The organism is Streptomyces albireticuli (assembly GCF_021228125.1).
Lineage (GTDB): Bacteria > Actinomycetota > Actinomycetes > Streptomycetales > Streptomycetaceae > Streptomyces > Streptomyces albireticuli.
In genome coordinates this window covers 690,752-713,885 of record NZ_JAJQQS010000003.1, presented here as the reverse complement: position 1 = coordinate 713,885, position 23,134 = coordinate 690,752, and the positions used below count along the sequence as shown (strand labels likewise).

Genomic DNA, 23,134 nt, shown 5'->3' with positions numbered 1-23,134 from the left:
ACCAAACACTTGTTAGGGAAGGAGGGTCATGCCCCCGCCCGCACCAGACGCCCCGACGGTGCGCTACGAGCGCAGCGGCCCGGTCGCGACCGTCGTCATGGACCGGCCCGAGTACCGCAACGCCCAGAACTCCGCGATGACTTACGCCCTGGACGACGCCTTCGGCGAGGCCGCGGCCGACGACGGCGTCAAGGTCGTCGTCCTCGCCGGGGCGGGCGACCACTTCTCGGCGGGCCACGACATCGGCACACCGCGGCGCGACGCCCATCTGCCGTATCCGCGCCGCGCGGGCCTGTGGTGGGACCACTGCGGCAAGGACGGCGCGGAGAGCCGCTTCGCCCGCGAGTCGGAGGTCTATCTGGGCATGTGCCGGCGCTGGCGCGAACTGCCCAAGCCGATGGTCGCCTCCGTCCAGGGCGCCTGTGTGGCGGGCGGGTTGATGCTGGCGTGGGTGTGCGATCTGATCGTGGCGAGCGAGGACGCGTTCTTCGCCGACCCCGTCGTCCGGATGGGGATCCCCGGCGTCGAGTACTTCGCCCATCCGTGGGTATTGCCGCCGCGCGTCGCCAAGGAACTGCTCTTCACCGGGGACCGCATGACCGCGTGGCGCGCCCACGAGCTCGGCATGGTCAACCGCGTGGTTCCGCGCGACCAGCTCGCGGCGCGTACGGCCGAACTCGCCGCCCGGGTAGCGGAGATGCCCCGGATGGGGCTGGCCCTGGCGAAGCGGGCCGTCAACCAGGCCGAGGACCTCCAGGGGCTGCACAGCGGCCTCGACTCCGCCTTCGGTCTGCACCATCTCGCGCACGCGCACAACGCGGAGACCGCCGCGGACCCGCTCGGCGGCATGGACGTCCGGGCGATGAAGGAGCGCGGCCGCTGATGGACCTGGACCTCACCCCCGAGCAGGAGGATTTCCGCGCCGAGGCCCGCGCGTGGCTCGCCGCGCACGTACCCGAGGTGCCGCCGCGCTCGCTGGAGACCCGGGAGGGGTTCGCCGAGCACCGCGCCTGGGAGCGGACCCTGGCCGCGGACCGCTGGTCGGCGGTGACCTGGCCCGAGGAGTACGGCGGCCGGGGGCGTTCGCTGCTGGAGTGGCTGCTCTTCGAGGAGGAGTACCACGCCGCCGGGGCGCCCGCCCGCGTCTCGCAGAACGGCGTCTGCCTGCTCGCGCCCGCCCTGTTCGCCCACGGCACCGAGGAGCAGCGCGCCCGGCTGCTGCCGCCGATGGCGAGCGGCGCGACGGTCTGGGCGCAGGCGTGGTCCGAACCGGAGGCCGGGTCCGACCTCGCGTCCTTGCGGTCGGTCGCCGTGCGGGAGCGGGGCGGGTGGCTGCTGCGGGGGCAGAAGACGTGGTCGTCGCGGGCCGCGTTCGCGGACCGGGCGTTCGGTCTCTTCCGCAGCCACGCCGACCCCGGCCGGCCGCCGCACCACGGGCTGACGTACGCGATGTTCCCGCTCGACGCGCCCGGCGTGACCGTACGGCCCCTCGGCCGTCTGGACGGCAGACCGGCCTTCGCGGAGATCTTCCTCGACGACGTCTTCGTGCCGGACGCCGATGTGCTCGGCGAGCCGGGGCGGGGCTGGCGGGTGGCCATGAGCACGGCGGGCGACGAGCGCGGGCTGACGCTGCGCAGCCCCGGCCGGTTCCTGGCCGCCGCCCGGCGGCTCGTCGCGCTGTGGCGGGCGACGGCGGACCCGGACGACACGGCGCTGTGCGACCGGGTCGCCGATGTCGCGGTCCGGGCCCGGGCGTACCAGCTGTACGGGTACGGCGTCGCGGCGCGCCTGGAGGCCGGGGGCACGCTCGGCTCGGAGCCCAGCATGAGCAAGCTCTTCTGGTCCGAGCTGGACCTCGCGCTGCACGGGACGGCCCTCGATCTCCTCGGCCCGTACGGCGAGCTCGCCGGCACGGCGGCCGACGCGCCGGAGGGCGGCCGCTGGGCGGACGGGTACACGTTCGCGCTGGCGGGGCCGCTGTACGCGGGGACGAACGAGATTCAGCGGGACATCGTGGCGGAGCGGGTGCTGGGGCTGCCGAGGGGGATGCGGTGAGGTTTCTGCCGGACGCCGAGCAGAACGCGTTCGCCCACAGCCTGGACCGCATGCTCGCGGCGGCCGGCACGCCGGGTGCCGTACGGGCGTGGGCGCGCGGCGAGCACGGGCCGGGGCTCGCGCTGTGGCGGCGGCTCGCGGAGGCGGGCGTCCTCGGCCTGGCCGTACCGGAGGCCTACGGCGGGGTGGGGCCGCTGCCGGTGGAACTGGCCGTGGCGTACGAGCGGCTGGGGCGGCACGCGGTCCCGGGCCCGGTGGTCGAGACGGCGGCGGTGGCCGCGCTGCTGTCCCACCTGGCCGCCGCCGGTGAGCCGGGCCCGGCCGAGGAGTGGCTGCCCGGGGTGTGCGCGGGCGGGACCCGGGTGACGCTCACGCTGCCGGCGGGCGGGCCGTACGCGCTGGACGCGGACGTGTGCGACGGGGTGTTCGTGGTGCGGGAGGGGATGACGGGCGAGGAGGGGGACGGCGCGGCCGGTGTACCGGGGGACGGCGCGTCGGGGGCGGCTTCGGGCACGGGCCGTACGCACCTGGGCGGCGCACCCGGGGACGGCGCGCGCACGGAAGGCACCCACGCGGGGGTCCGGCCGGGGGACGGTACGCGCATGGACCGCACCCGCGCGGGCGCCGCGCCCGTGCGGGAGCGCGCCCCGCTCGCCGCTCCCCCGGTCCGGCTGTTCCTCGCGGGCGGGCACGGTCCCGTGCAGTCCTCCGTCGACCCCGCGCGGCGGCTCGCCCGGCCCGTCCTCGGGGAGGAGGTCCCGCTGCCGGAGTCCGCCGTGCGGGCCGCCGCCGCGCACGCCGCCGGCTGGGCCGCGTTCGCCTGCGCCGCCCAGGCGCTCGGGGTCGGCTCCGCGCTGCTGGAGCGGACCGTGGCGTACGTACGGACGCGGACGCAGTTCGGGTCGCCCGTCGGCGCGTTCCAGGCGGTCAAGCACCGGCTCGCGGACACCCGGACGGCACTGGAGTTCGCCCGGCCGCTGGTGCACGGCGCGGCCGTCGCCCTCGCGGCGGGCGCGCCGGGCGCGGCGGCGGAGGTCGCCGCGGCGAAGGCCACGGCCTGCGACGTGGCGTACGCGGCGGCCCGTACCGCCCTTCAGCTGCACGGCGCGATCGGGTACACCGCGGAGTACGACCTGTCGCTGTGGATCGGGAAGGCGCGGGCACTGCGGTCCGCGTGGGGGTCCCCGGCGGACTTCCGGGCCCTCGCCCTGCATTTATTTTTCGAGTAAAACACTTGCTAACCTATTGGGGTGTCCCTACAGCTCACCCCCCTCGGAAAGCGCCCCCGGCCGCTGCCCCTGCGCGGCACGATGCGGCTGAACCGCCCCGGCGACATCTGGTACAAGCCCGCGTTCAGCGCCGCCACGGCGATGGCCGTGGCGGACGGCGCGCTGCTCGCCGCCGGCCGCCTCGACCTCGCCCTCTACACCTCCGCCGGCGCCCTGTGCGCGCTCTACGGCCACGCCCTGCCGTACGCCGCGCGGGCCAGGGCGCTCGCCGTACTGGTGGCCGGCATGGCGGCCGGTGTCGGCGTGGCGCTGACGGCCGCCTCCCTGACCGGCTCCGCCGCGCTGCTGGTGCTGGTCGCGGCGCTGCTGGCGGCGGCCCAGAAGGCGCTGTGCGACGCCTCGCGGATCGGGCCGCCCGGGAACATCGTCCTCACCTTCGTCACGGCGGGCGCGTGCTTCGCGCCGCAGCGGCTCGGCCAGGTGCCGCCGCACCTCGGACTGGTCCTCGCGTGCGGCGCGTTCTCCTGGCTGGTGTGCATGGCCCCCGCGCTCGTCCGGCCGTACGGGCCCGAGCGCGCCGTCGCCGCCCGCGCGCTGGAGGCCACGGCCCGGCTGCTCCGGGCGCGGGGGGACGACGTGCCGAGGGCCCGGCACGCGGCGACCGCCGCGCTGCACACGGCCCGCCGCGGGCTCGCGCACACACGGGCCGCGGGCCATCCGCTCGCGGGGCTGGAGGGGCTGCTGCTGCGCGCGGAATCGGCCACGGCCGGGGAGGAGGCGGACGGCACGGCCGCCGCGCGGCTCCACGAGTCCTGGGCCCGTGACCTCCGCAAGGGCCGTCCCCTGCCGGACGGACCGGGAACCACCGAGGCCGGAGCGCCGGTGGCCGCCGGCCCCTCCCCCGCCCGTACCCGGCGGACTTGGTTCCGCTCGCCGCTCGTGCCCGTCGCCGTCCGGGTCGCGGCCGGGGCCTCGGCGGCCGGGTGGGCCTCGCTGGCCCTGGGCGTCGGCCACCCGTACTGGGCCGTGGTCACCGCCGCCTCCGTCCTCCAGGCGAACACCGCGCTGTCCTGGCAGCGCGCGCTCCAGCGGGTCCTCGGCAACCTCCTCGGGCTGCTCCTCTTCGTCCTGCTGCTGCCCGCCGTCCGGACCGGGCACGCGGCGATGGTCCTGCTCACCGTCGCCCTGCTGATCGGCGCCGAGGCGCTCATCACCCGCAACTACTGGCTCGCGACCGTGTGCGTCACCCCCATGGCCCTGCTGCTGACCGAATTCGGTGGCGGTCACCCGGCCCGGGAGCTCGTCGGCGACCGCTGGACCGATACGCTCATCGGCGCGGCGGTCGGGCTGCTCGCCTGCGTGCTGGTCACCAACCGGCGCGCGGTGGACCGCACCGACGCCGCGCTGGGCCGGCTGTCCGAGGCACGGGCGGCGGCCCTCGCCGTGCTGGACGCCCCGCACTCCGCTCACGAGGCGGGCCGGGCGCGCGACCGGCTCGCGACCGCGCTCGTCGAGCTGCGGGAGGCGGCGGACGTCGCGGCCGGCGAGTGGTGGCAGCGCGCCCTGCCCGCGGAGCGCGTACGGCTCGCCGAGCACGACGGGCACCGGGCGCTGGCCGCGCTCGTCCGCAGGCTCGCGCCGGCCGCCGCCTGACGCGCCGCGCGGGGCCGGGACGCGCGGCGGGCGGACCTCCTTACGGATGGTCACGAGCGGGACGGCAGAATCTTCACCGGAGCCCCCAGGGAAAGGACCAGAGACCGTGACCGAGGACGTCGTCGCGCGCGTGCTGCGCCAGTGGCTGCAGGTCCACCCGGGACTCGACACGGCGCCGATGGCCGTGATCGGCCGGCTCAACCGCTGCGCGGCGCTGCTCCAGCAGGCGACGGACGCCCCACTGGTGCGGGAGGGGCTGACGCGGGCGGAGTTCGACATCCTCGGCACCCTGCGACGCACGGGGCGGGAGCTGACGCCGGGGCAGATCTCCCGGGAGACCTTCGCGTCCGGGGCGGCCGTCACCAAGCGGCTGCGCGTCCTGGAGGACCGGGGCCTCGTCGCCCGGCGCGCCGACGAGCGGGACCGGCGCGTGGCCCACCTCTCGCTCACGGAGGAGGGCACCGGCCTCATCGACCGGCTGATCCCCCAGCAGCTCGGCTATGAGAGCACGCTCCTGGAGGGGCTCGGCGAGGAGCACCGGGAACGGCTCGCGGAGACGCTCGCCGAGCTGCTCGTCCTCCTCGAAGGACGGCTCGGCGGCCTCCAGCCCTGACGGGCACCGCCGCCTCTCACCCGTGGGGGTGAAGACGCGTCAGGGTGGACCCGCCCCGCGCGCCGGCCGTCCGGCGGGCCGTCCGCTCCGGACCTCGCCCGAAGAGGGCCCGGGCGGCCCCCGCCCTCCGCCGGGGCGGGACGGCCGGCGGACACGCGGGCGAGTCCGTGTACGAGCCCCGGCGCCGCCGCCACAAGAGCCGCGCGCGGCCCCTCCGGCCGCGCCGGTCACTCCGGTTATGGCCGGAATCCCTGGTGGCACGTGCGGTTCCCGTGCCCGGTTCATGAGCGATCGGTAACAGCGGGATCCATTCCCCCCGCTCTCCCCCTCTCATTCGGTGCAACAGGCACCTACAGGGAGGGCGGGGCGACGTCATGGCGCTGCCGAAGAAGCAGAGGAACCGGATCGCGGCCACGGTGGCGGTCCTCGCGATAGCCGGGGGCACCCTCGCGGTGGCGTCGAACGAGCGTGGTTCCGGGGGTGGTTCGCCGGCGGCGGAGCGGCCCTCGCCGGTCAGGCAGGTGAGCCAGGAGATCGAGCACCTCTCCGAGGACCCCGGGAAGACCGTCAACCTCACCGTCGACGACGGGCCCGACCCCACCTGGACCCCCAAGGTCCTCGACCTGCTGAAGCGGTACGACGTCAAGGCGACGTTCTGCATGGTCGGCCCCAACGCGGCGAAGCACCCGGACCTCGTGAAGCGGGTCGTCGCCGGGGGCCACCGGCTGTGCGACCACTCCATGTCGCACGACACGAGGATGGACAAGAAGTCCGTCGAGTACCAGTCGAAGGAGATCCTCGACGCCAAGAAGCTGATCGAGGAGGCGTCGGGCGGCGCCCCGGTCCGCTATTACCGGGCCCCCGGCGGTGCGTTCACCCCCGACAGCCGCCGGATCGCGGCCGAGAACGGCATGCGCCCCCTCGGCTGGAACGTCGACACCAAGGACTTCGAGCACCCGGGCGTCGACAAGATCGTGGACACCGTCAAGCGGCAGATCGGCAAGGGGCCGACCGTTCTGGTGCACGACGCCGGCGGGTCGCGCAAGCAGACCGTCGAGGCGCTGGAGCGGCTGCTGCCGTGGCTGAAGCAGGAGGGCTACACCTTCAGCTTCCCCCGGACCTGACGGCCCGTCCCCCACGGCGGGGCCGCGCCGGCGAACGGCGAGGACGGCACCACGGGCCGCTGTCAGCGGCCCCCGCCGCCGCTGCCGGCCTGCGGGGAGGGCAGCTTGGCCGCCGGGAAGGCGTTGTTGCTGTCGCAGACCAGGTCGGAGATGGTGTAGCCGCCGCCGCTGAGCTCCACCTTCACATCGTGGATCTGGCGCCTGGGCGGCGTCTCGTTGTCCGCCGCCGTGCACACGAACTGGCTCCGGGCGACCGGGCTCAGCCTCAGGACGTTGAACGGCATCTGGACGCTCACCCGCAGGGTGCCGGTGGTGACGTGCACCTGGTCGGCCCGCATCCTGGGCAGGTCGGAGTAGAGCCCGCGGACGCGCTCGTCGGGCTCCGGCCCGTTGAGGAGCAGGGCGACGGCGTCCTCCGCGCCGAGCTTGGTCTTGGCGTCGCGGGGCACCGACTTCACCCCGGTCGGGGACATCAGATAGATCCGGGCCCCCTTCTCCTGGGTCGTGCCGGGCCGCTTGGCGCCGCTCGCGGGCTGCCCCACCTCGATGACGTCCGTGGAGGTGACCCCGCATCCCGCGAGCGTCCCGGTCAGCAGGAGCGCGGCCAGGGCGGCGCGTCGCTTCGTCATCCCTCGTCACCTCCGCAGTGGCGCAGCGGCAGGTCCACCGTGAACACCGCGCCGCCCTCGGGGCGGTTGGCGGCCCGTACGGTGCCGTCGTGCAGGCGGACGTTCTCCAGGGTGATGGCGAGTCCGAGGCCGCTGCCCTCGGAGCGGGCGCGGGCGGAGTCCGCCTTGAAGAAGCGCTCGAAGACGTGCGGGAGCACCTCGGGGTCGATGCCCCGGCCCCGGTCCGCGATCTCGATCAGCAGCCGCTCCCCGGCTCCCGGGGTCTTCCCCTCCGCCACCCGGACGGTGACGCCGACGGGTTCGCCGCCGTGCTTGAGGGCGTTGCCCACGAGGTTGGCGACCACGACGTCGATGCGGCGCGGGTCGAGCCGGGCGCGTACGCCCTCGGGCAGGTCGACGGAGACCTTCTCCTGCCAGCCGCGGGCCTGGAGTGTCTTGCGGACGGTCTCGGCGACGTCGACCTCGTCCAGGTGGAGCGCGGCGGCGCCCGCGTCGAAGCGGGAGATCTCCATCAGGTCCTCGACCATACGGGCGAGCTTGCCGGTCTCCTCGCTGATGAGGCGCACCGCGTAGGCGGTGTCGGGGTCGAGCGAGCCGGCGTCGTCGTCGAGGACGTCGACGACGGCGGTCATCGCGGCCAGCGGTGTGCGCAGCTCGTGCGAGACGTCGGCGGCGAAGCGCCGGGAGTTGGCCTCCATGCGGCGCAGCTCGGCGACGTTCTCCTCCAGGGCCTCTGCCATGTCGTTGAAGGTGCGGGAGAGGTCGGCGAGCTCGTCGCGGCCGGTGACCTTCAGGCGGGTGTCCAGCTCACCGGCGGCGATCTTGCGGGTGGCGCGGCGCAGCTCGCGTACGGGCCGGAGCACGCCGCGCGCGGCGATCAGGGCGGGCACGGCGGCCAGCGCCACGCCGGGCACGGCGCCGCTCTGCGCGGCCTGGACGAGCGCCCGTACGTTGATCTCGTCCTCGCGGAGCGGTATCTGGGCGTAGACCTCCAGGCCGGAGGGCGCGCCGTTGTCGGCGTAGGTGACGGGCAGGCCGATGGCGAGCCAGGCGTTGCCGTCGATGTCCATGCGCTGGAACGCCGCGATGCCGTTGCGCACCTTCTTCTGGAGCCCCTGCGGGATGATCGCCTTCACATCGGCGGAGGGGACCATGGGGCCGTTCCCGTGCCGGACGTGGATGATCCAGTGCTGGGCCTCGCCCGCCCGGGTGAGGCCGTGCGTGAGCTCCAGGAGCTTCTGCTGACTGGGTGGGAAGGCGTAGTCGGGGATCTGTGAGTTGACCTGGGAGCGCAGGGCGGAGACGGCCGTGTCCTGGGTGCGCTTGAGGATCGCCGTACGGGCCTCGCGGAAGGTCAGCCCCGCCGTGGTGAGCGCGCTGAGCGCGGCGACCAGCAGGAACGCGACGACCAGGCGGGCCCGCAGGCCCGACGCGAGGGCGCGCAGCGACGGGCGGCGGAACTCGGGGCGCCGGAGGTCGGGGCGCGGGAACGCGGGCCTGCGGAGTCGCGGCCGCTTCACAGGGGTCCGAAGCGGTAGCCGAAGCCGCGCACGGTCTGGATGTACTTCGGCGACCGGGTGGAGTCCTCGACCTTGGTGCGCAGGCGCATCACACAGGCGTCGACCAGGCGGGCGTCACCGTGGTAGCTGTGCTCCCACACGTGTTCCAGGAGCTGCTGGCGGCTGAAGACCCGGCCGGGGGTCGCCGACAGGTACAGCAGCAGCTTCATCTCGGAGGGGGCGAGCGGCAGGTCCTGGCCGTGCTTGGCGACGAGCAGGCCCTTGCGGTCGATGGAGAGGTCGCCGTGCGTCTCCACGGGCTGGCTCGCGGCGGGGTCGGGGCCGCCGTCGCCCGGGGCGGCGCGGCGCAGCACGGCGCGGATGCGGGCTTCGAGGACCTCGCCCCGGGCGGGCTTGACGATGTAGTCGTCGGCGCCGGCCTCCAGGCCGAGGACGACGTCTATGTCGTCGCCGCGCGCGGTGAGCATGATGATCGGGATCTGCTGGGTGGCGCGGATGCGCCGGCACACCTCGAAGCCGCTCTTGTCGGGCAGCATGAGGTCGAGCAGGACCAGGTCGGGGCGGAAGGTCTCCATGGCGGAGAGCCCGGCCTCGCCGGTGGCCGCGCCCTCGACCTCGTGGCCGCGGCGGCGCAGGGTGAGGAGGACGGCTTCCCGTACGGCCCGGTCGTCCTCGATCAGCAGCACGCGTGACATGCGGACAAGTATCGTTCCCCTCGGGACACACGTGCGCCGCACGGCCCTCCGGACGCCCGAACTGTCACCGACTGCTCATATTCGCCGGTCTCGGCCGGGCGGTGGGACCGCGTTCGGACCGCTCCCCGGCGAGGACCGGCCACAGCCCGGGATCCTCGAAGTCCAGGGCCCACAGCGCGGTCCCGGTCACCCCGTACTTCCGCAGGACGGGCAGGTGGGCGGCGACGCCGCGGGCGTCCTGGTACCAGACCTCGCGCTGCCGGCCGTCCTCGGTGTAGGTGAAGTGCGGGGTGCGGGAGACGGGGTCCAGGGCGTAGGGGGCGCCGACGCGGCGGCGCAGCGCCTCGGCCTCCCGGCTGGTGCGGTGGGTGGCGCGGGCGGGGTCGCCGACGCGGTGGTCCCAGCCGTAGGCGGGGATGCCCATCTCGATGCGGCGGGCGGGTACCCGCGCGGTGGCGTAGCTGAGGATCTCGTCGTACCAGGCGGGGCTGGAGAGCGGGCCGGGGCTGCCGAGGGCGTTGTGCAGGTTGTAGCCCATGATCCGCAGGTGGTCGAGGGTGCGGCCGAGATGGGTGTAGTCGAAGACCCGCCCCTCGTCGTGGGCGGGGGCCGCGGTGCGGGGGAAGACGGCGGCCACGCACTCCTTGCGCAGGGCGTGCAGCCGGGCGCACAGCTCGGTGGTCAGGGCGTTGAAGCCGGTGCGGACGCGTGCGGCGAGGGCGGGGGTGCGGGCGCCCTCGTTCATCCGCTCGTAGTCGAGGTCGAGGCCGTCGTAGGCGTGGTCGGTGGTGAGCCGGACCAGGGTGTCGACGTGGGTGGCGCGGGTCTTCGCGTCGCCCATGAGGCGGGCCATCGCCTCGGCGTCGAGGGTTTCGGTGACGGTGGGCACGACCTTGATGCCTGCGGCGCGCAGGCCGTCGACGACGGTCCGGTCGCCGGCGCCGGGGTGCGCGGTGAGCCGGTCGGCGGCGGTGGCCTCGTACCAGAAGGGGCTGACGGTGTGCAGCCGGTCGGCGTGGGCGAGGGCGTCGCGGTAGGCACCGGGTTCCCAGTAGGGCAGCCAGGCCGAGGCGGTACGGGGTGGGGCCGCGGGGCGGGGGGCCGCGAGGGCGGGCGGGGTCAGGCAGGTGAGCACCGCCGCCAGCGCGGCCGTCACTGCGGGGACGGCACGTCCGCTGATCATGCGCCCAGCCTCGTACGGTGCGGGCGGCGGCGCGAGCGGAGTGCGCCGGGCGGGCGGCTCCCGGGCCGGGACATCGCCGCTGGATTCTGTACCTACTGGTATGTACAGTGCGGGCATGAAGATCATCCGCACTCGCCCGGACGCCGTCGCCGCACCGTCCGCGCTGGTCACCGGCGCCGTTCACCTCGACGAGCTGGCCGCCCCCGCTCCCCCGTCCCGGGTGCGGGCCGCGAGCGTCCGCTTCGCCCCCGGCGCCCGTACGCACTGGCACCGCCATCCGCTCGGCCAGCTCCTGCAGATCACCGAGGGCGCGGGGCTGGTGCAGCGGCGCGGCGGCCCGGCGGAGCCGGTCCGCCCGGGTGACACCGTCCGGATCGAGCCCGGCGAGTGGCACTGGCACGGCGCCGCCGCCACGACGCCCATGACCCATCTCGCCGTCCACGAGGCGGCCGCCGACGACACCGAGGCCGAGGTGGGCGAGCCCGTCACCGACGCCGAGTACGCCGCCGCGCACACCAGCGCCTGAACAGCTCCGCGCAGCACCGAGAACAAGGACCTCCGCGCCATGTACGCCATGCAGTACGAGATCACCCTCCCCGCCGACTACGACATGGGGATCATCCGCGACCGCGTCGCCACCCGCGGCCACCTCCTCGACGACCTCCCCGGGCTGGGCCTGAAGGCCTATGTGATCCGGGAGCGCGGCGTCGACGGCTCGCCCGTCAACCAGTACGCGCCCGTCTACCTGTGGCGGGACACCGACGCCATGAGCCACTTCCTTGTCGGCGGGGGCGGCTTCCAGGGGATCATCGGCGACTTCGGCCGGCCCGCCGTCCAGCACTGGACGGGCCTGGCGACGCTGGCGGGCCCGGCCCGCGGCCGGACGCCCGCGGCCGCTTCCCGGCGGCTGACCCCGATCCCGCCCGGCGCGGAGCCGGGTGACCTGGCCGCCCTGATCCAGGAGGAGACCCGGCTGCTGCGCGGACTCGCCGCGCGGGAGGGCGTGCACACGGCCGCGCTGGCGGTCGACCCGCGCCACTGGCAGCTGATGCGGCTGACGCTGTGGGAGCGGACCGCACCCCGGGACGAGGACGCGACCGAGCGCTACGAGGTGCTGCACCTGTCGGCCCCGCACCTGGACGAGTCGGGCGGCGCGCCGCGGCGGTGACCGGCGGGGCTAGCCGCCGATGTGCCGCAGCAGCAGCTCCCGGAACTCCCGGTCGAAGTCCTCGTAGTGCCGCCGCAGCCGGTCACCCGGCCAGTCCGCCGGCAGCAGGGACGCGGGCAGCACCGGGTCCGCCAGGAGGTGGCGAAGGACGGCCGCCGAGACGGTGAACCGCCGGGCGAGACCCTCCGCGCGCTCCCGGCGCAGCGCCGCCTCCAGGGCCCGGGCCCGCACCGCCCAGGCCTCCAGGTCCCACAGCGTGGCGGCGAGCCGTGCCGGGTCGCCCTCCGGCGCGGCTCCGGTGAGCAGCGCGCACTGCTCGGTGACGACGGCGGGCCGGGCGCGGACCAGGTTGGCCGGGCGCAGCCAGCAGCCTTCGCGCAGCTCGGCGAGGCGGAGTGCCGCCATGGCCTGGCGGAGTGCCGCGCGCTCGGCGGCGGGGCGGCGGTCGGGGGTGACGACGGCGATCTCCCAGCCGCCGTCCCAGGGGCGGGTGCGCGGGGCGCGGCTGTCGTCCTGCCGGGCCTGGCGGGCGAGGAGCCGGTCGGTGAGGCGGTAGGCGCCGTCGCGCTGCTCCAGGTCGCCGGCGGCGACCATCCGGGTCAGGGCGGTGCGGACCGCCCCTTCGGCGGTGCCGAACAGCTCGGCGACGCGGACGAGGGCGCGGGCCGGGAGCGCGGGCGGGTGGTGGCCGAGCAGAGTGGAGAGCACGACCGAGCGCGCGGTCAGCGGCCGCAGGGCGGGCGCGGCACCCGCGCCGGGGTTCCCCGCGCGGTCGTCCCTGTCCGGCGGGACCCTGTCCATTACAGCCTCCGATCACGCATCATGAAACTGTAATGCCCCTCGTGCCCGCCCGCCCACCCGGAGGCCGTCCCATGAGCGCCACGCACGAAGTCCTCAACCAGGCTCCGCCCCTGACCGGTTTCACCACGGCCGACGACCCCGCCCTGCTGGAGGCCCTGCGGCGCGACGGCGCCGCGGGGGCCGAGGCCGAGGTGCGCGAGCTGGGCGCCCGGGCGGGCTCGCCCGAGGCGCAGGAGTGGGCCCGGACGGCCGAGGCCCATCCTCCGGTGGCGCACACCCACGACCGCTACGGCCACCGTGTCGACGAGGTGGAGTTCCACCCCTCCTGGCACCGGCTGATGACCGTGGCCGTGGAGAGCGGCCAGCACGCCGCCCCCTGGGCGGAGGGCGGCCCGGGCGCGCATCTGGCGCGCGCGGCGAAGTTCTACGTCTGGGCGCAGGCCGAGCCCGGTCACGGCTGTCCGGTCTCCATGACCTACGCCGCCGTGCCCGCGCTGCGCGCCGAGCCCGCCCTGGCCGCGGCCTATGAGCCGCTGCTGGCCGCGCGCTCGTACGACTTCGGGCTGCGGCCGCCGCTGGGCAAGCGGGGGCTGATCGCCGGCATGTCGATGACGGAGAAGCAGGGCGGCTCCGATGTGCGGGCCAACACCACGACGGCGGTCCCGGCCGGCGACGGCTCGTACGTGATCACCGGTCACAAGTGGTTCACCTCGGCGCCGATGAGCGACGTCTTCCTGGTCCTGGCCCAGGCTCCGGAGGGTCTGACCTGCTTCCTGATGCCCCGGGTACTGCCCGACGGCACACGCAACGCGATGCGGATCCAGCGGCTGAAGGACAAGCTCGGCAACCGCTCCAACGCCTCGGCCGAGATCGAGTACGAGAGGGCCGTGGCCTGGCCGGTCGGTGAGCCGGGGCGCGGGGTGCGCACGATCGTCGAGATGGTCAACATGACCCGGCTCGACTGTGTGATCGGCTCGGCGGCCGGGATGCGGGCCGGGCTGCGGCAGGCGCTGCACCACACCGCGCACCGGCGCGCGTTCGGCGCCGAGCTGATCGACCAGCCGCTGATGCGCAACGTCCTGGCGGACCTCGCCGTCGAGTCCGAGGCGGCGACGGTGCTGGCGATGCGGCTGGCGGCGGCGCTGGACCGGTCCGAGGCGGGCGACGCCGGGGAGGCCGCCCTGCGGCGCCTCGCGCTGGCCGCCGGGAAGTACTGGGTGTGCAAGCGCGGCAGCGCGCACGCCGCCGAGGCCCTCGAATGCCTGGGCGGCAACGGCTACGTCGAGGATTCGGGCATGCCCCGGCTCTACCGCGAGGCGCCGCTGCTGTCGATCTGGGAGGGCTCGGGCAATGTCGCGGCGCTGGACGTGCTGCGGGCGCTCGGCCGGGAACCCGCCGCCCTCGCGGCCTACTTCGCCGAGGTCGACGCGGCGGCCGGGGCCGACGCCCGGCTCGACGCGGCGGCGGCGCGCCTGCGCCGCCTCCTCGGCGAGCTCACCGACCCCGGCCGCGCGCAGCTCCTCGCCCGCCGGGTGGCCGAGCAGCTCACGCTCGTCCTCCAGGGCAGCCTGCTCGTCCGCCACAGCACCCCGGCCGTCGCGGACGCCTTCTGCGCCTCGCGGCTGGACGCGGACTGGGGAAACGCCTTCGGCACCCTGCCGGCCGGCACGGACCTGGGCGCGGTCCTGGAGCGCGCGCGGGCGAAGGACGCGCGGTGACCGCCGGCGTCCGCGTGGTCCGGGCCGGGCCGGTCACCACGGTGGTCCTCGCCCGGCCCGGGGTCCGCAACGCCGTCGACGGGCCGGCGGCGGCCGCGCTCGCCGACGCCTTCCGGGAGTTCGAGGCCGACGAGGACGCGCGGGTGGCGGTGCTCTGGGGCGAGGGCGGGACCTTCTGCGCGGGCGCCGACCTCAAGGCGTTCGGCACGGAGCGCGGCAATCGTGTGGCGCCGGACGGCGACGGGCCGATGGGCCCGACCCGGCTCCGCCTGTCGAAGCCGGTCGTCGCGGCGGTGAGCGGCCACGCGGTGGCGGGCGGGCTGGAGCTGGCGCTGTGGTGTGATCTGCGCGTGGCCGAGGAGGACGCGGTGTTCGGCGTGTTCTGCCGCCGCTGGGGCGTGCCGCTGGTCGACGGCGGTACGGTCCGGCTGCCCCGGCTGATCGGGGCGAGCCGGGCCATGGACCTGATTCTGACCGGCCGTCCGGTCGAGGCGCCGGAGGCGTACGCCATCGGACTCGTCAACCGCCTTGTGCCGCCCGGGGAGTCGCGCCGGGCGGCGGAGGAACTGGCCGCGGGGATCGCCCGCTTCCCGCAGGAGTGCCTGCGCGGCGACCGCGCCTCCTTGCTGGAGCAGGAGGGCCTTCCGGAGGAGCCCGCGATGGCGGGTGAACTCGCCTACGGTATGGCCTCGTTGGAGAGCGCCGCCGAGGGGGTCGCGCGCTTCGCGGCGGGGGCGGGCAGGCACGGTGACTTCTCCGAGCCGCGGGACGCCGGGAGATGACGGTCCGTTGAGGTGCGTCGGCCCTGGACCCGGAGTTCACGGCTTCCTCCGGAAGTGCCCTTGTTGTCGAAGTTGTTCCACACATAACGCACACACTTCTTCATCCCATCGGAGGGATTGAGGCGCGAAGGCGCGGCGGAAGCCTTGCCGACCACCAAGATCTCTGTCGTGAGTGGATGGGTGTGTGCGGGGCGGACGGGGATCGTGGCCTTCGTGGCCGTGCTGGCGACAGCCGCGGCCGCACCGGTGCAAGCGGACGGTGACGGGGACGATCCCAGGGGCGTGCGGGACGTGAAGGGCGTCCGCGTTGGCGGAACGTTCTTCCCCGCCGGGAAGCCCCGTCCGGACCACCCGGTTCACCCCGCACACCACCCGGCCTACCCGCTTCGCCCCCAGGGTCGGCCGTCGGCCGCCGCCTCCTCCCCCACCGTGGTCATCGAGGGGCCGTCGGGCCGTGGACGGACCTCCGGGCGCGGCCACCTGGGCAAGGTGACCGTCACGACGGGCGACGGCGCGTCCGTGGTGATCCAGGACGAGCCGGGGTGCGTGACGGTCGACGCGCGGGCGGGCGGCGGCACGGCCGTCATCGGTCACTGTCCCGCGCCGCGTCCCCGCCCGCCGGGCGTGCGGATCGCGCCACCGGCTCCGGCTCCGCCCGCCCCCTCGCCCCCGCCCCTTCCGCCCCGGCCTCCCGCACCCGTGCCGCCACCGGCGCCGCGGCCGGTGATCGCCCGCGGCGGCGACGTCTCACCGCCCCCGGCCCCCGCGCCGGAGCCGACGCCCACCCCCGTGACCACACCGCCGTCGCACATCGCGCCCCGCGCCTACCACCCGTCGGTCTCCAAGCGCCCCGAAGGCGGCGTCTCGCTGGTGACCTTCACCCTGCTGCTCACCGCTCCGGCCGTCCTCTCGGCCGCCCTGCTGCGGCCACGCGGCGGCGGTGGCGGTGGGCGCCGCGGCTGACGCCCCGCCCGCGTTCCCGTACCCGCAGACATCCTCACCCCGGAGGTTTTCCCTTGTCCGAGTGGCTGGTCCTGGCCCTCGCGATGGCCGCCGCCTGCGCGGTCGTCCTGACCATCACCTTGCTGCGGCACCGCAGGCTCGGCGAGGACTTCGATCCGAGCGAGACCCCCGACGTCATCGAGTACATGACGATGATGATCGGCGTGGTCTACGCCATCGTCCTCGGCCTGGCCATCGCCGGCGTCTGGGAGGCGCGCAACGGCGCCCAGGAGGAGGTCCGCGCCGAGGCCCAGGCGCTGCACGAGATCCACGAGCGGGTCCAGGTCTACGCGCCGGCCGCCCGGGACCAGGTGCGGGAGGACATCGACGCCTATGTGAGCTACGTCGTCCACAAGGAGTGGCCGGTCATGCTCAAGCACGGCGGACTGACCGAGCGCAGCGCGCAGTTGCTGGCCAAGGTCCGGGAGGACGTCACCTCCTACGAACCGCGCAACGACCACGAGGGACAGTCGTACCAGCCGATCCTGGACCAGGTCGGCGCGGCGGACGCCGCGCGCACCTCCCGGGGCGGGAACTCCGAACCCACCATGCCGGGCGTGGTGTGGTTCGGGCTGGTCGCGGGCGCGCTGGTGGCCGTGGGGCTGATCTTCACCCTCCAGATCGGGCGGTCGCCGCGCGAGCTGCTGCTGGCAGGCCTCTACAGCGCCCTGATCGCCTTCCTCCTCTTCCTCATCTGGGACTTCAACTCCCCCTTCGGCCATGACGTGGGCGATGCCAGCGGTGCCTTCACGGAGATGTTCGCCATCTGACGGGCAGGTGTTTGAGGCCGTTCTGGAAGTTGGACGTCAGGCGGACCGGCTCGCCCGCCCGCTCCAGCCCGGGCAACCGGTCCGCGGCGGCCCGCAGGACGGCCCTCAGCTGTACGCGCGCGAGGTGGGCGCCCAGGCAGACGTGCGGGCCGAAGCCGAAGCTGACGTGGTCGTTGGGCGTGCGGGTGATGTCGAAGCGGTCGGGGTCGGCGAAGACGCGCTCGTCGCGATTGGCGGAGGCGTGGAAGACGACGACCTTCTCGCCGCGCCGGACGCGCACCCCGGCGAGCTCCGTGTCGCGGGTGGCGGTGCGGCGGAAGTCCATGACGGGCGGCCAGTGCCGGAGGACCTCCTCCACCGCCGTCGCGGTGAGCTCCGGGCGGGTGCGGAACAGCTCGAACTGCGCGGGGTGGTCCAGGAGGGTCAGCAGGCCGCCGGGGATGCCGTTGCGCAGGGTCTCGTTGCCGGCCACCGCGAAGAGGAAGAACATCGTCTCGAACTCGTCGCGGGTCAGGCCCGCGTCGCGCATGTGCGCCATCACGCTGCCGGGGCGGGGCTCGCCGGAGAGGGCGTGCGCGTAGGCGAACATGTCGGCGAGGGCCTCCCGCGAGCGCGGGCTGATCATGCTGCCGTCGGGGCGGGCGAGCGTGGCGGGCCGCAGGGCGAGGGCGGCGCGGCCCACCGGGGTGAGCGCCCCGGGGGCGGCGGTCGCCGACCCGGCGTGGTCGGGGTCCTGGTAGCCGATGACGCGGTTGGACCAGTCGTAGAACAGCCGCCGGTCCTGGTCCGGCACGCCCATGATGTGCGCGAGGGTCCACACGGGCAGGTCCGCGGCGAGCTCCACGAAATCCGTCGCGCCCCGGGCCGCGACACCGTCGACCAGGGCCTGGGCGCGGGCCTCGATGACGGCCTCCAGCTCCCGGACGGCGCGCGGAGTGAAGGCGGCGGCGACGATGCGGCGCAGCCGCGCGTGGGCGGGCGGGTCCTGGTTGAGCATCATCGACCGGACGAAGTCGAGGTCCCCGGGCGTGTCCGGGTCGGGGATCTGGGTGGCGCCCAGGTGCGAGGAGAAGACCTCGGGGGTGCGCAGCACGTGCTTGACGTCGGCGTGCCGGAGGACCGCCCAGTAGCCGGGGCCGGCGGGCCAGGGGCCGACGGCCGGCTCCTCCGTCCAGTGCACGGGGCTGTGCTCCCGTAATTCCCGGAAGCGTGCGTAGGGCACCCCGTGGGCATAGGTCTCGGGATGGTGGATGTCGGCGGGCACCTCGGATCCGGTCACTTTTGTGACCGTACGCCCTCCTCTGGCGTGTACGTCAAGGGCTCGTCACAATGACGAGGTGCCCTTGAGGCCGGTCGAGCACGAGGGAAACATGGGGCCCGGCTCCACCCGTGGTGTTCAGCGGAACCGCTGAGGTTCCGCCGGCGGCGATGGACGGGAGGTACGGACCATGGCGGACACCGAGTCCGGCAGGGCGGGCCCCGCCGCGTTCGTGGACGAGGCGGAGGTGAACGCGCTCGTACGCGGCATCTGTTTCAAGACCGGCCCTCCCAGGCTCCTCGGAGTGGAGCTGGAATGGCTCGTCCACGACCCGCGTGACCCCACCCGCCCGGTCCCCCCGCCCCTGCTGGCGACGGCCGCCGACCGCCTGCGTGACCTGCCGCTGCGGTCCCTGATCACCGTCGAGCCGGGCGGCCAGCTGGAGTTCAGCTCCCGGCCCGCGGACTCCCTCGCCGCCTGTGTGGCGGAGGTCTCCGCCGATCTCGCCGCCGCCCGCCCCGCCCTCCACGACCTCGGCCTGGTCCTCGCGGGCTACGGCCAGGACCCCTGGCAGCCCCCGCGGCGCGTCCTGCGGACCCCCCGCTACGAGGCCATGGAGGCCTTCTACGACCGGCGCAACGGCGCGGGGCGCACCATCATGTGCCGCACCGCGTCCGTCCAGGTGTGCGTCGACGCCGGGTTCGAGGAACCGGGTCCGCTCGGCTTCGGGCGGCGCTGGCGGCTCGCCCATCTGCTGGGCGCGGTCCTCGTCGCCGCGTTCGCCAATTCCCCGCTGCATCTGGGCCGGCCGACCGGCTGGCGCTCCACCCGGCAGGCCGCCTACGCCGACGTCGACCCCGGGCGCGCCCTGGCACCGCCGGAGCTCCCGGACCTCCGGGCCGCCTGGGCCGGGTACGTCCTGGACGCCCCGGTGATGTGCCTGCGGTCGGGCGACCGGCCGTGGCACGCCCCGGAGGGTCTGGACCTGCGCCGCTGGGCGCGCACGGGACGGCCCCGGCGACTCACCGCGGACGACGTGGCCTACCACCTGACCACGCTGTTCCCGCCCGTGCGCCCGCGCGGCCACCTGGAGCTGCGCATGATCGACGCACAGCCCGGCGAGGACGGCTGGCTGGTGCCGCTCGCCGTGACGGCCGCGCTGTTCGACGACCCCGTGGCCTCCGAGACGGCCTACCGCGCGGTGAAGGCCCTCGCGGACACCGCCGGCGCGGAGCCCCCGCCGGACAATCCGCTGTGGCGGAACGCCGCCCGGCACGGCCTGGCCGACCCCGAGCTGCACGCCGCGGCGGTCGCCTGCTTCGCGGCCGCCCGGGAGGCACTGCCCCGGATGGGCGCGACGTCCCGCGTCCTGGCCGCCGTCGACGCCTTCACCGCCCGGTACGTCGACCGCGCCCGGTGCCCCGCCGACGACCTCCTGGACCACGTCCTCGGCAAGGAGCGCCGCGCATGACCGTCCCCGAGCTCGACCCCGCCGTCCTCCGGCGGCGGGCCGCGGACGCCCTCCGCACCGCCCGGGCGCGCACCCACGCGCTCACCGGCTGTGTGGACGGGCGTGAGCTGACCGCCCAGCACTCCCCCCTGATGTCGCCGCTGGTCTGGGACCTCGCGCACATCGGCAATCAGGAGGAGCAGTGGCTGCTGCGCACCGTGGGCGGGCGCGAGGCGCTGCGGCCCGAGATCGATTCCGTGTACGACGCGTTCGAGCACCCGCGTGCCGAACGCCCGAGACTGCCGCTGCTCGCGCCCGAGGAGGCGCGGGGCTATGCGGCGGACGTCCGGGACCGGGTCCTGGACGTCCTGGAGAGAGTGCCGCTGGCCGGGGCACCGCTGCTGGAGGCGGGGTTCGCCTTCGGCATGATCGCCCAGCACGAGCAGCAGCACGACGAGACGATGCTCATCACCCACCAGCTGCGCCGGGGCCCGGCGGTGCTGTCCGCCCCGGAGCCGCCGGGGGCCGCGCCCGACGCGGCCTCGCTCCCGGCGGAGGTCCTGGTCGAGGGCGGGCCGTTCACGATGGGCACGTCGGCCGAGCCGTGGGCGCTGGACAACGAACGGCCCGCGCACACCCGCTTCGTGCCCGCCTACTTCCTCGACACGCTGCCCGTCAGCAACGGCGCGTACCTCCGGTTCGTCGAGGACGGCGGCTACGCCGACGCCCGCTGGTGGCGGCCGGCCGGCCGGGAGCAGGTGCGCCGTCACGGCCTGGCCGCGCCGCTGTTCTGGCGGCGGGAGGGCGGCGGATGGGTGCGGCGGCGGTTCGGGGTGGAGGAGCCCGTACCGCTGGACGAGCCGGTGCTGCACGTGAGCTGGTACGAGGCGGCGGCGTACGCGGCGTGGGCGGGGCGGCGGCTCCCCACGGAGGCGGAGTGGGAGAAGGCGGCCCGCCACGACCCGGGCTCCGGCCTCTCCCGCCGCTATCCGTGGGGTGACGCGGACCCTTCTCCCGACCGCGCCAACCTCGGCCAGCGGCACCTGCGCCCGGCTCCGGTGGGGGCGTACGCCGCCGGCGCGTCCCCCTTGGGCGTGCGCCAGCTGATCGGCGACGTGTGGGAGTGGACGTCGAGCGACTTCCTGCCTTACCCGGGCTTCCGCGCCTTCCCCTACCGGGAGTACTCGGAGGTGTTCTTCGGCGAGGCCCACAAGGTGCTGCGCGGCGGTTCCTTCGCCGTCGACCCGGTGGCCTGCCGGGGGACGTTCCGCAACTGGGACCTGCCGGTCCGCCGGCAGATCTTCGCCGGCTTCCGCACGGCGCGCGACGCGGAGCCGTCCTGATGTGCCGCCACCTCGCGGTGCTGGGGCCGCCGGAACCCCTCGGCACGACCGTGGTGGAGCCCCCGTACGCGCTGTTCCGCCAGTCGTGGGCACCGCGCCGGCAGCGCTACGGCACGGTCAACGCGGACGGCTTCGGGGTCGGCTGGTACGCCCCGGAGGACCCCGTCCCGGCCCGCTACCGGCGGGCCGGGCCCATCTGGTCCGACCCCTCCTTCGCCGATCTGGCGCGCGTCGTGCGCACCGGGGCGCTGCTCGCGGCGGTCCGGGACGCCACCGAGGCGAGCGCCGACGGCGAGGCCGCGGCGGCCCCCTTCGCGGGCGGGCCGTGGCTGTTCAGCCACAACGGGGCGCTGACCGGCTGGCCGGAGTCCGTCGCCCCGCTGACCGCGCTACTCCCGCGCGCCGATCTGCTGCGGCTGGCGGCGCGGTGCGACTCGGCGTTCGTCTGGGCGCTGGTGGAGCGGCGGCTGCGCGGCGGCGAGCCACCGGGCCGGGCGCTCGCGGCCACCGTCGCGGCGCTGGCCTCGGCCGCGCCCGGCTCGCGGCTCAACCTGCTGCTCACCGACGGCGCGTCGATCACCGCGACCGCGTGGGGCGACACCCTCTGGTACCTGGTGGCGGACGGCCGGACGGCCGTCGCGTCCGAGCCCTACGACGACGACCCGCGCTGGACGGAGGCGCCGGACCGGACGCTGCTCACCGCCACCCGCGCCGAGCTCTCCGTCGTCCCGCTCTCCCCGCTCTCCTCGCTTCCTTCGCTCAAGGAGCCCGTTTCGTGAGCCCGTTCGCCCTGACCCGCACCCTTCCCCTCGACGCGACCGCCGCCGCGCTGCGCGCGGACGTCGCCACGGGGCTGACCCGCTCGCCCAAGGAGCTCCCCCCGAAGTGGTTCTACGACGCCCGGGGCAGCGAGCTGTTCGACGAGATCACCCTGCTGCCGGAGTACTACCCGACGCGGGCCGAGCGGGAGATCCTGGTGACCCGCGCCGACGAGATCGCCGCGGTCACCGGCGTCCGTACGCTCGTGGAGCTGGGCTCCGGCTCGTCCGACAAGACCCGGCACCTGATCGGCGCGCTGACCGCACTGGACCACTACGTCCCGGTCGACGTCAGCGAGAGCGCGCTGACCGGGGCGGCCGGGACGCTGCTCGCCGGGCATCCGGCCCTGACCGTGCACGCGCTCGTCGCCGACTTCCAGTACGGGCTGTCCCTGCCCGGCACACCCGGACCGCGGCTGCTCGCCTTCCTGGGCGGCACGATCGGCAATCTGCGCCCCGCCGAACGGGCGGTCTTCCTCGCCGCCGTCCGCGCGGAACTCGCCCCGGGCGACGCGCTGCTGCTGGGCACGGACCTGGTCAAGGACGAGCGGACGCTCGTCGCCGCCTACGACGACGCGGCGGGGGTGACCGCCGCCTTCAACAAGAACGTGCTGTCCGTGATCAACCGTGAGCTGGAGGCCGACTTCGACCCGGACGACTTCGACCACGTCGCCCTCTGGGACGCGGAACGGGAGTGGATCGAGATGCGGCTGCGGGCCCGTACCGCCCTGGTCGCGAAGGTCCCCGCCCTCGATCTGGCGGTCCACTTCGCGGCGGGCGAGGAGCTGCGCACGGAGATCTCGGCGAAGTTCCGCCGGGAGGGGGTACGGAAGGAGCTGGCGGCGGCCGGCTTCGAGCTGAGCCGGTGGTGGACGGACGAGGCGGGGCGCTTCGCGCTGTCCCTGTCGGTGCCGGCCGGCCCGCCGGTGTGAACCCCCGCGGGGGAAGGCGGGGTGTCGCCGCCCGCCGCCGTGGGTAGCCTGCGGCTGCCTGACAGCGAGGAGGCGTGCGGCATGGCGGAGCTGGAGGACGGCGCGGCGGAGGGGCCGGAGGAGTCCGGCGGGCTGCTGCTGGAGCACCGGGACGGCGTGCTCGTGCTGAGACTGACGGGCGGCGGGAGCGTCATCCCGAAAGCCATCCCCGTGATCGACGAGGCGGGCCGGCTCCTCGCGGTCTACTCCGCGGGCACCGCGGTCCGCCCGGCCCCGGGCGGCGAGCGCGCCCCCGCCGACCTCGCCCCGGCGGTGGACCCCCTGACACCGGTGGCCGACACGTTCGAGGTGGATCCACCGCGCTAGCCGTACGGCGGCGGTACGGTGCGCG

General features: G+C 75.2%; 23 protein-coding genes. 17 read left to right on the top strand and 6 right to left on the bottom strand.

Annotation, left to right across the window (positions count from 1 at the left end; genetic code table 11):
• The first annotated feature begins 28 nt into the window (after window positions 1-28).
• From LUZ64_RS07580 to LUZ64_RS07555, 6 genes are all read left to right on the top strand, one after another.
• On the top strand, window positions 29-883 hold the full coding sequence (locus LUZ64_RS07580; protein WP_095585255.1) for an enoyl-CoA hydratase: 855 nt from the start codon (window positions 29-31) through the stop codon (window positions 881-883).
• Entirely contained in the window at window positions 883-2,055 is a 1,173-nt protein-coding gene (locus tag LUZ64_RS07575; protein ID WP_095585254.1) for an acyl-CoA dehydrogenase family protein, read from the top strand. The genes LUZ64_RS07580 and LUZ64_RS07575 overlap by 1 nt, the downstream gene beginning before the upstream one ends.
• On the top strand, window positions 2,052-3,284 hold the full coding sequence (locus tag LUZ64_RS07570) for an acyl-CoA dehydrogenase family protein (RefSeq protein WP_095585253.1): 1,233 nt from the start codon (window positions 2,052-2,054) through the stop codon (window positions 3,282-3,284). The genes LUZ64_RS07575 and LUZ64_RS07570 overlap by 4 nt, the downstream gene beginning before the upstream one ends.
• Window positions 3,285-3,305: 21 nt before the next feature.
• Window positions 3,306-4,937 (top strand): FUSC family protein, encoded by a 1,632-nt coding sequence (locus LUZ64_RS07565; protein WP_308251400.1) that lies wholly within the window; start codon window positions 3,306-3,308, stop codon window positions 4,935-4,937.
• Window positions 4,938-5,043: 106 nt separating this feature from the next.
• Window positions 5,044-5,550 carry a MarR family winged helix-turn-helix transcriptional regulator gene (locus tag LUZ64_RS07560; RefSeq protein WP_095585251.1) on the top strand — a complete coding sequence of 169 codons (507 nt, stop codon included), beginning with the start codon at window positions 5,044-5,046 and terminating at the stop codon, window positions 5,548-5,550.
• 374 nt (window positions 5,551-5,924) lie between these two features.
• The gene (locus LUZ64_RS07555) at window positions 5,925-6,674 is read left to right on the top strand and encodes a polysaccharide deacetylase family protein (RefSeq protein WP_095585250.1); all 750 of its coding nucleotides are present in this window, start codon (window positions 5,925-5,927) and stop codon (window positions 6,672-6,674) included.
• Between the two features lie 62 nt (window positions 6,675-6,736).
• Here LUZ64_RS07555 and LUZ64_RS07550 read toward each other — a convergent pair whose 3' ends face one another.
• The 4 genes from LUZ64_RS07550 to LUZ64_RS07535 form a co-directional block, all read right to left on the bottom strand.
• Entirely contained in the window at window positions 6,737-7,303 is a 567-nt protein-coding gene (locus LUZ64_RS07550) for a GerMN domain-containing protein (RefSeq protein ID WP_095585249.1), read from the bottom strand.
• On the bottom strand, window positions 7,300-8,823 hold the full coding sequence (locus tag LUZ64_RS07545; protein WP_095585248.1) for an ATP-binding protein: 1,524 nt from the start codon (window positions 8,821-8,823) through the stop codon (window positions 7,300-7,302). Before LUZ64_RS07545 ends, LUZ64_RS07550 begins: the two co-directional genes overlap by 4 nt.
• A complete protein-coding gene (locus LUZ64_RS07540; RefSeq protein WP_087925084.1) occupies window positions 8,820-9,518 on the bottom strand; it encodes a response regulator in 699 nt (232 codons plus the stop codon). Before LUZ64_RS07540 ends, LUZ64_RS07545 begins: the two co-directional genes overlap by 4 nt.
• 64 nt (window positions 9,519-9,582) lie before the next feature.
• The gene (locus LUZ64_RS07535) at window positions 9,583-10,701 is read right to left on the bottom strand and encodes a glycosyl hydrolase family 18 protein (protein WP_232389727.1); all 1,119 of its coding nucleotides are present in this window, start codon (window positions 10,699-10,701) and stop codon (window positions 9,583-9,585) included.
• Between the two features lie 115 nt (window positions 10,702-10,816).
• Between LUZ64_RS07535 and LUZ64_RS07530 the strand changes: the two genes are divergently transcribed.
• Window positions 10,817-11,227 carry a (R)-mandelonitrile lyase gene (locus LUZ64_RS07530; protein WP_095585246.1) on the top strand — a complete coding sequence of 137 codons (411 nt, stop codon included), beginning with the start codon at window positions 10,817-10,819 and terminating at the stop codon, window positions 11,225-11,227.
• Window positions 11,228-11,266: 39 nt separating this feature from the next.
• The gene (locus LUZ64_RS07525) at window positions 11,267-11,869 is read left to right on the top strand and encodes a DUF4865 family protein (protein WP_095585245.1); all 603 of its coding nucleotides are present in this window, start codon (window positions 11,267-11,269) and stop codon (window positions 11,867-11,869) included.
• 9 nt (window positions 11,870-11,878) lie between these two features.
• Here the strand turns inward: LUZ64_RS07525 and LUZ64_RS07520 are convergent, their stop codons facing one another.
• Window positions 11,879-12,670, bottom strand: a complete 792-nt coding sequence (locus LUZ64_RS07520; RefSeq protein WP_095585244.1) for a PaaX family transcriptional regulator C-terminal domain-containing protein — start codon at window positions 12,668-12,670, stop codon at window positions 11,879-11,881.
• Between the two features lie 71 nt (window positions 12,671-12,741).
• On the opposite strand from LUZ64_RS07520, the gene LUZ64_RS07515 reads away from it, so the two are divergent.
• The 4 genes from LUZ64_RS07515 (at window position 12,742) to LUZ64_RS07500 (ending at window position 16,942) form a co-directional block, all read left to right on the top strand.
• Window positions 12,742-14,388: an acyl-CoA dehydrogenase family protein gene (locus LUZ64_RS07515; protein WP_095578440.1), complete on the top strand. Its 1,647-nt coding sequence runs from the start codon at window positions 12,742-12,744 to the stop codon at window positions 14,386-14,388.
• Window positions 14,385-15,170, top strand: coding sequence for a crotonase/enoyl-CoA hydratase family protein (locus LUZ64_RS07510; protein WP_095578441.1), 786 nt, complete (start codon window positions 14,385-14,387; stop codon window positions 15,168-15,170). Before LUZ64_RS07515 ends, LUZ64_RS07510 begins: the two co-directional genes overlap by 4 nt.
• 489 nt (window positions 15,171-15,659) lie before the next feature.
• Window positions 15,660-16,133 (top strand): hypothetical protein, encoded by a 474-nt coding sequence (locus LUZ64_RS07505; protein WP_232389872.1) that lies wholly within the window; start codon window positions 15,660-15,662, stop codon window positions 16,131-16,133.
• A gap of 53 nt (window positions 16,134-16,186) precedes the next feature.
• Window positions 16,187-16,942, top strand: coding sequence for a bestrophin-like domain (locus LUZ64_RS07500; RefSeq protein ID WP_095578829.1), 756 nt, complete (start codon window positions 16,187-16,189; stop codon window positions 16,940-16,942).
• On the opposite strand, the gene LUZ64_RS07495 is transcribed toward LUZ64_RS07500, so the two are convergent.
• Window positions 16,920-18,221 (bottom strand): cytochrome P450, encoded by a 1,302-nt coding sequence (locus tag LUZ64_RS07495; RefSeq protein WP_232389728.1) that lies wholly within the window; start codon window positions 18,219-18,221, stop codon window positions 16,920-16,922. The two genes, LUZ64_RS07500 and LUZ64_RS07495, sit on opposite strands and share 23 nt — an antisense overlap.
• Window positions 18,222-18,390: 169 nt before the next feature.
• On the opposite strand from LUZ64_RS07495, the gene egtA reads away from it, so the two are divergent.
• From egtA to LUZ64_RS07470, 5 genes are all read left to right on the top strand, one after another.
• Entirely contained in the window at window positions 18,391-19,671 is a 1,281-nt protein-coding gene (gene egtA, locus LUZ64_RS07490) for an ergothioneine biosynthesis glutamate--cysteine ligase EgtA (RefSeq protein WP_095578828.1), read from the top strand.
• The gene (gene egtB, locus LUZ64_RS07485; RefSeq protein ID WP_095578827.1) at window positions 19,668-20,993 is read left to right on the top strand and encodes an ergothioneine biosynthesis protein EgtB; all 1,326 of its coding nucleotides are present in this window, start codon (window positions 19,668-19,670) and stop codon (window positions 20,991-20,993) included. Before egtA ends, egtB begins: the two co-directional genes overlap by 4 nt.
• Entirely contained in the window at window positions 20,993-21,772 is a 780-nt protein-coding gene (egtC, locus tag LUZ64_RS07480) for an ergothioneine biosynthesis protein EgtC (protein WP_095578826.1), read from the top strand. The genes egtB and egtC overlap by 1 nt, the downstream gene beginning before the upstream one ends.
• Window positions 21,769-22,743 carry an L-histidine N(alpha)-methyltransferase gene (gene egtD / locus LUZ64_RS07475; protein WP_095578825.1) on the top strand — a complete coding sequence of 325 codons (975 nt, stop codon included), beginning with the start codon at window positions 21,769-21,771 and terminating at the stop codon, window positions 22,741-22,743. Before egtC ends, egtD begins: the two co-directional genes overlap by 4 nt.
• A gap of 81 nt (window positions 22,744-22,824) precedes the next feature.
• A complete protein-coding gene (locus LUZ64_RS07470) occupies window positions 22,825-23,109 on the top strand; it encodes a hypothetical protein (protein ID WP_095578824.1) in 285 nt (94 codons plus the stop codon).
• Window positions 23,110-23,134: the final 25 nt, after the last annotated feature.

What these genes read in the sequence shown, in the direction of transcription:
- LUZ64_RS07535 (WP_232389727.1), bottom strand. Translation starts at nt 10,701, where the DNA reads ATGATCAGCGGACGTGCCGTCCCCGCAGTGACGGCCGCGCTGGCGGCG.
- LUZ64_RS07470 (WP_095578824.1), top strand. Translation starts at nt 22,825, where the DNA reads ATGGCGGAGCTGGAGGACGGCGCGGCGGAGGGGCCGGAGGAGTCCGGC.
- LUZ64_RS07515 (WP_095578440.1), top strand. Translation starts at nt 12,742, where the DNA reads ATGAGCGCCACGCACGAAGTCCTCAACCAGGCTCCGCCCCTGACCGGT.
- LUZ64_RS07530 (WP_095585246.1), top strand. Translation starts at nt 10,817, where the DNA reads ATGAAGATCATCCGCACTCGCCCGGACGCCGTCGCCGCACCGTCCGCG.
- egtA (WP_095578828.1), top strand. Translation starts at nt 18,391, where the DNA reads ATGGCGGACACCGAGTCCGGCAGGGCGGGCCCCGCCGCGTTCGTGGAC.
- LUZ64_RS07540 (WP_087925084.1), bottom strand. Translation starts at nt 9,518, where the DNA reads ATGTCACGCGTGCTGCTGATCGAGGACGACCGGGCCGTACGGGAAGCC.
- LUZ64_RS07550 (WP_095585249.1), bottom strand. Translation starts at nt 7,303, where the DNA reads ATGACGAAGCGACGCGCCGCCCTGGCCGCGCTCCTGCTGACCGGGACG.
- LUZ64_RS07575 (WP_095585254.1), top strand. Translation starts at nt 883, where the DNA reads ATGGACCTGGACCTCACCCCCGAGCAGGAGGATTTCCGCGCCGAGGCC.
- LUZ64_RS07525 (WP_095585245.1), top strand. Translation starts at nt 11,267, where the DNA reads ATGTACGCCATGCAGTACGAGATCACCCTCCCCGCCGACTACGACATG.
- LUZ64_RS07555 (WP_095585250.1), top strand. Translation starts at nt 5,925, where the DNA reads ATGGCGCTGCCGAAGAAGCAGAGGAACCGGATCGCGGCCACGGTGGCG.
- LUZ64_RS07520 (WP_095585244.1), bottom strand. Translation starts at nt 12,670, where the DNA reads ATGGACAGGGTCCCGCCGGACAGGGACGACCGCGCGGGGAACCCCGGC.
- LUZ64_RS07580 (WP_095585255.1), top strand. Translation starts at nt 29, where the DNA reads ATGCCCCCGCCCGCACCAGACGCCCCGACGGTGCGCTACGAGCGCAGC.
- egtB (WP_095578827.1), top strand. Translation starts at nt 19,668, where the DNA reads ATGACCGTCCCCGAGCTCGACCCCGCCGTCCTCCGGCGGCGGGCCGCG.
- egtC (WP_095578826.1), top strand. Translation starts at nt 20,993, where the DNA reads ATGTGCCGCCACCTCGCGGTGCTGGGGCCGCCGGAACCCCTCGGCACG.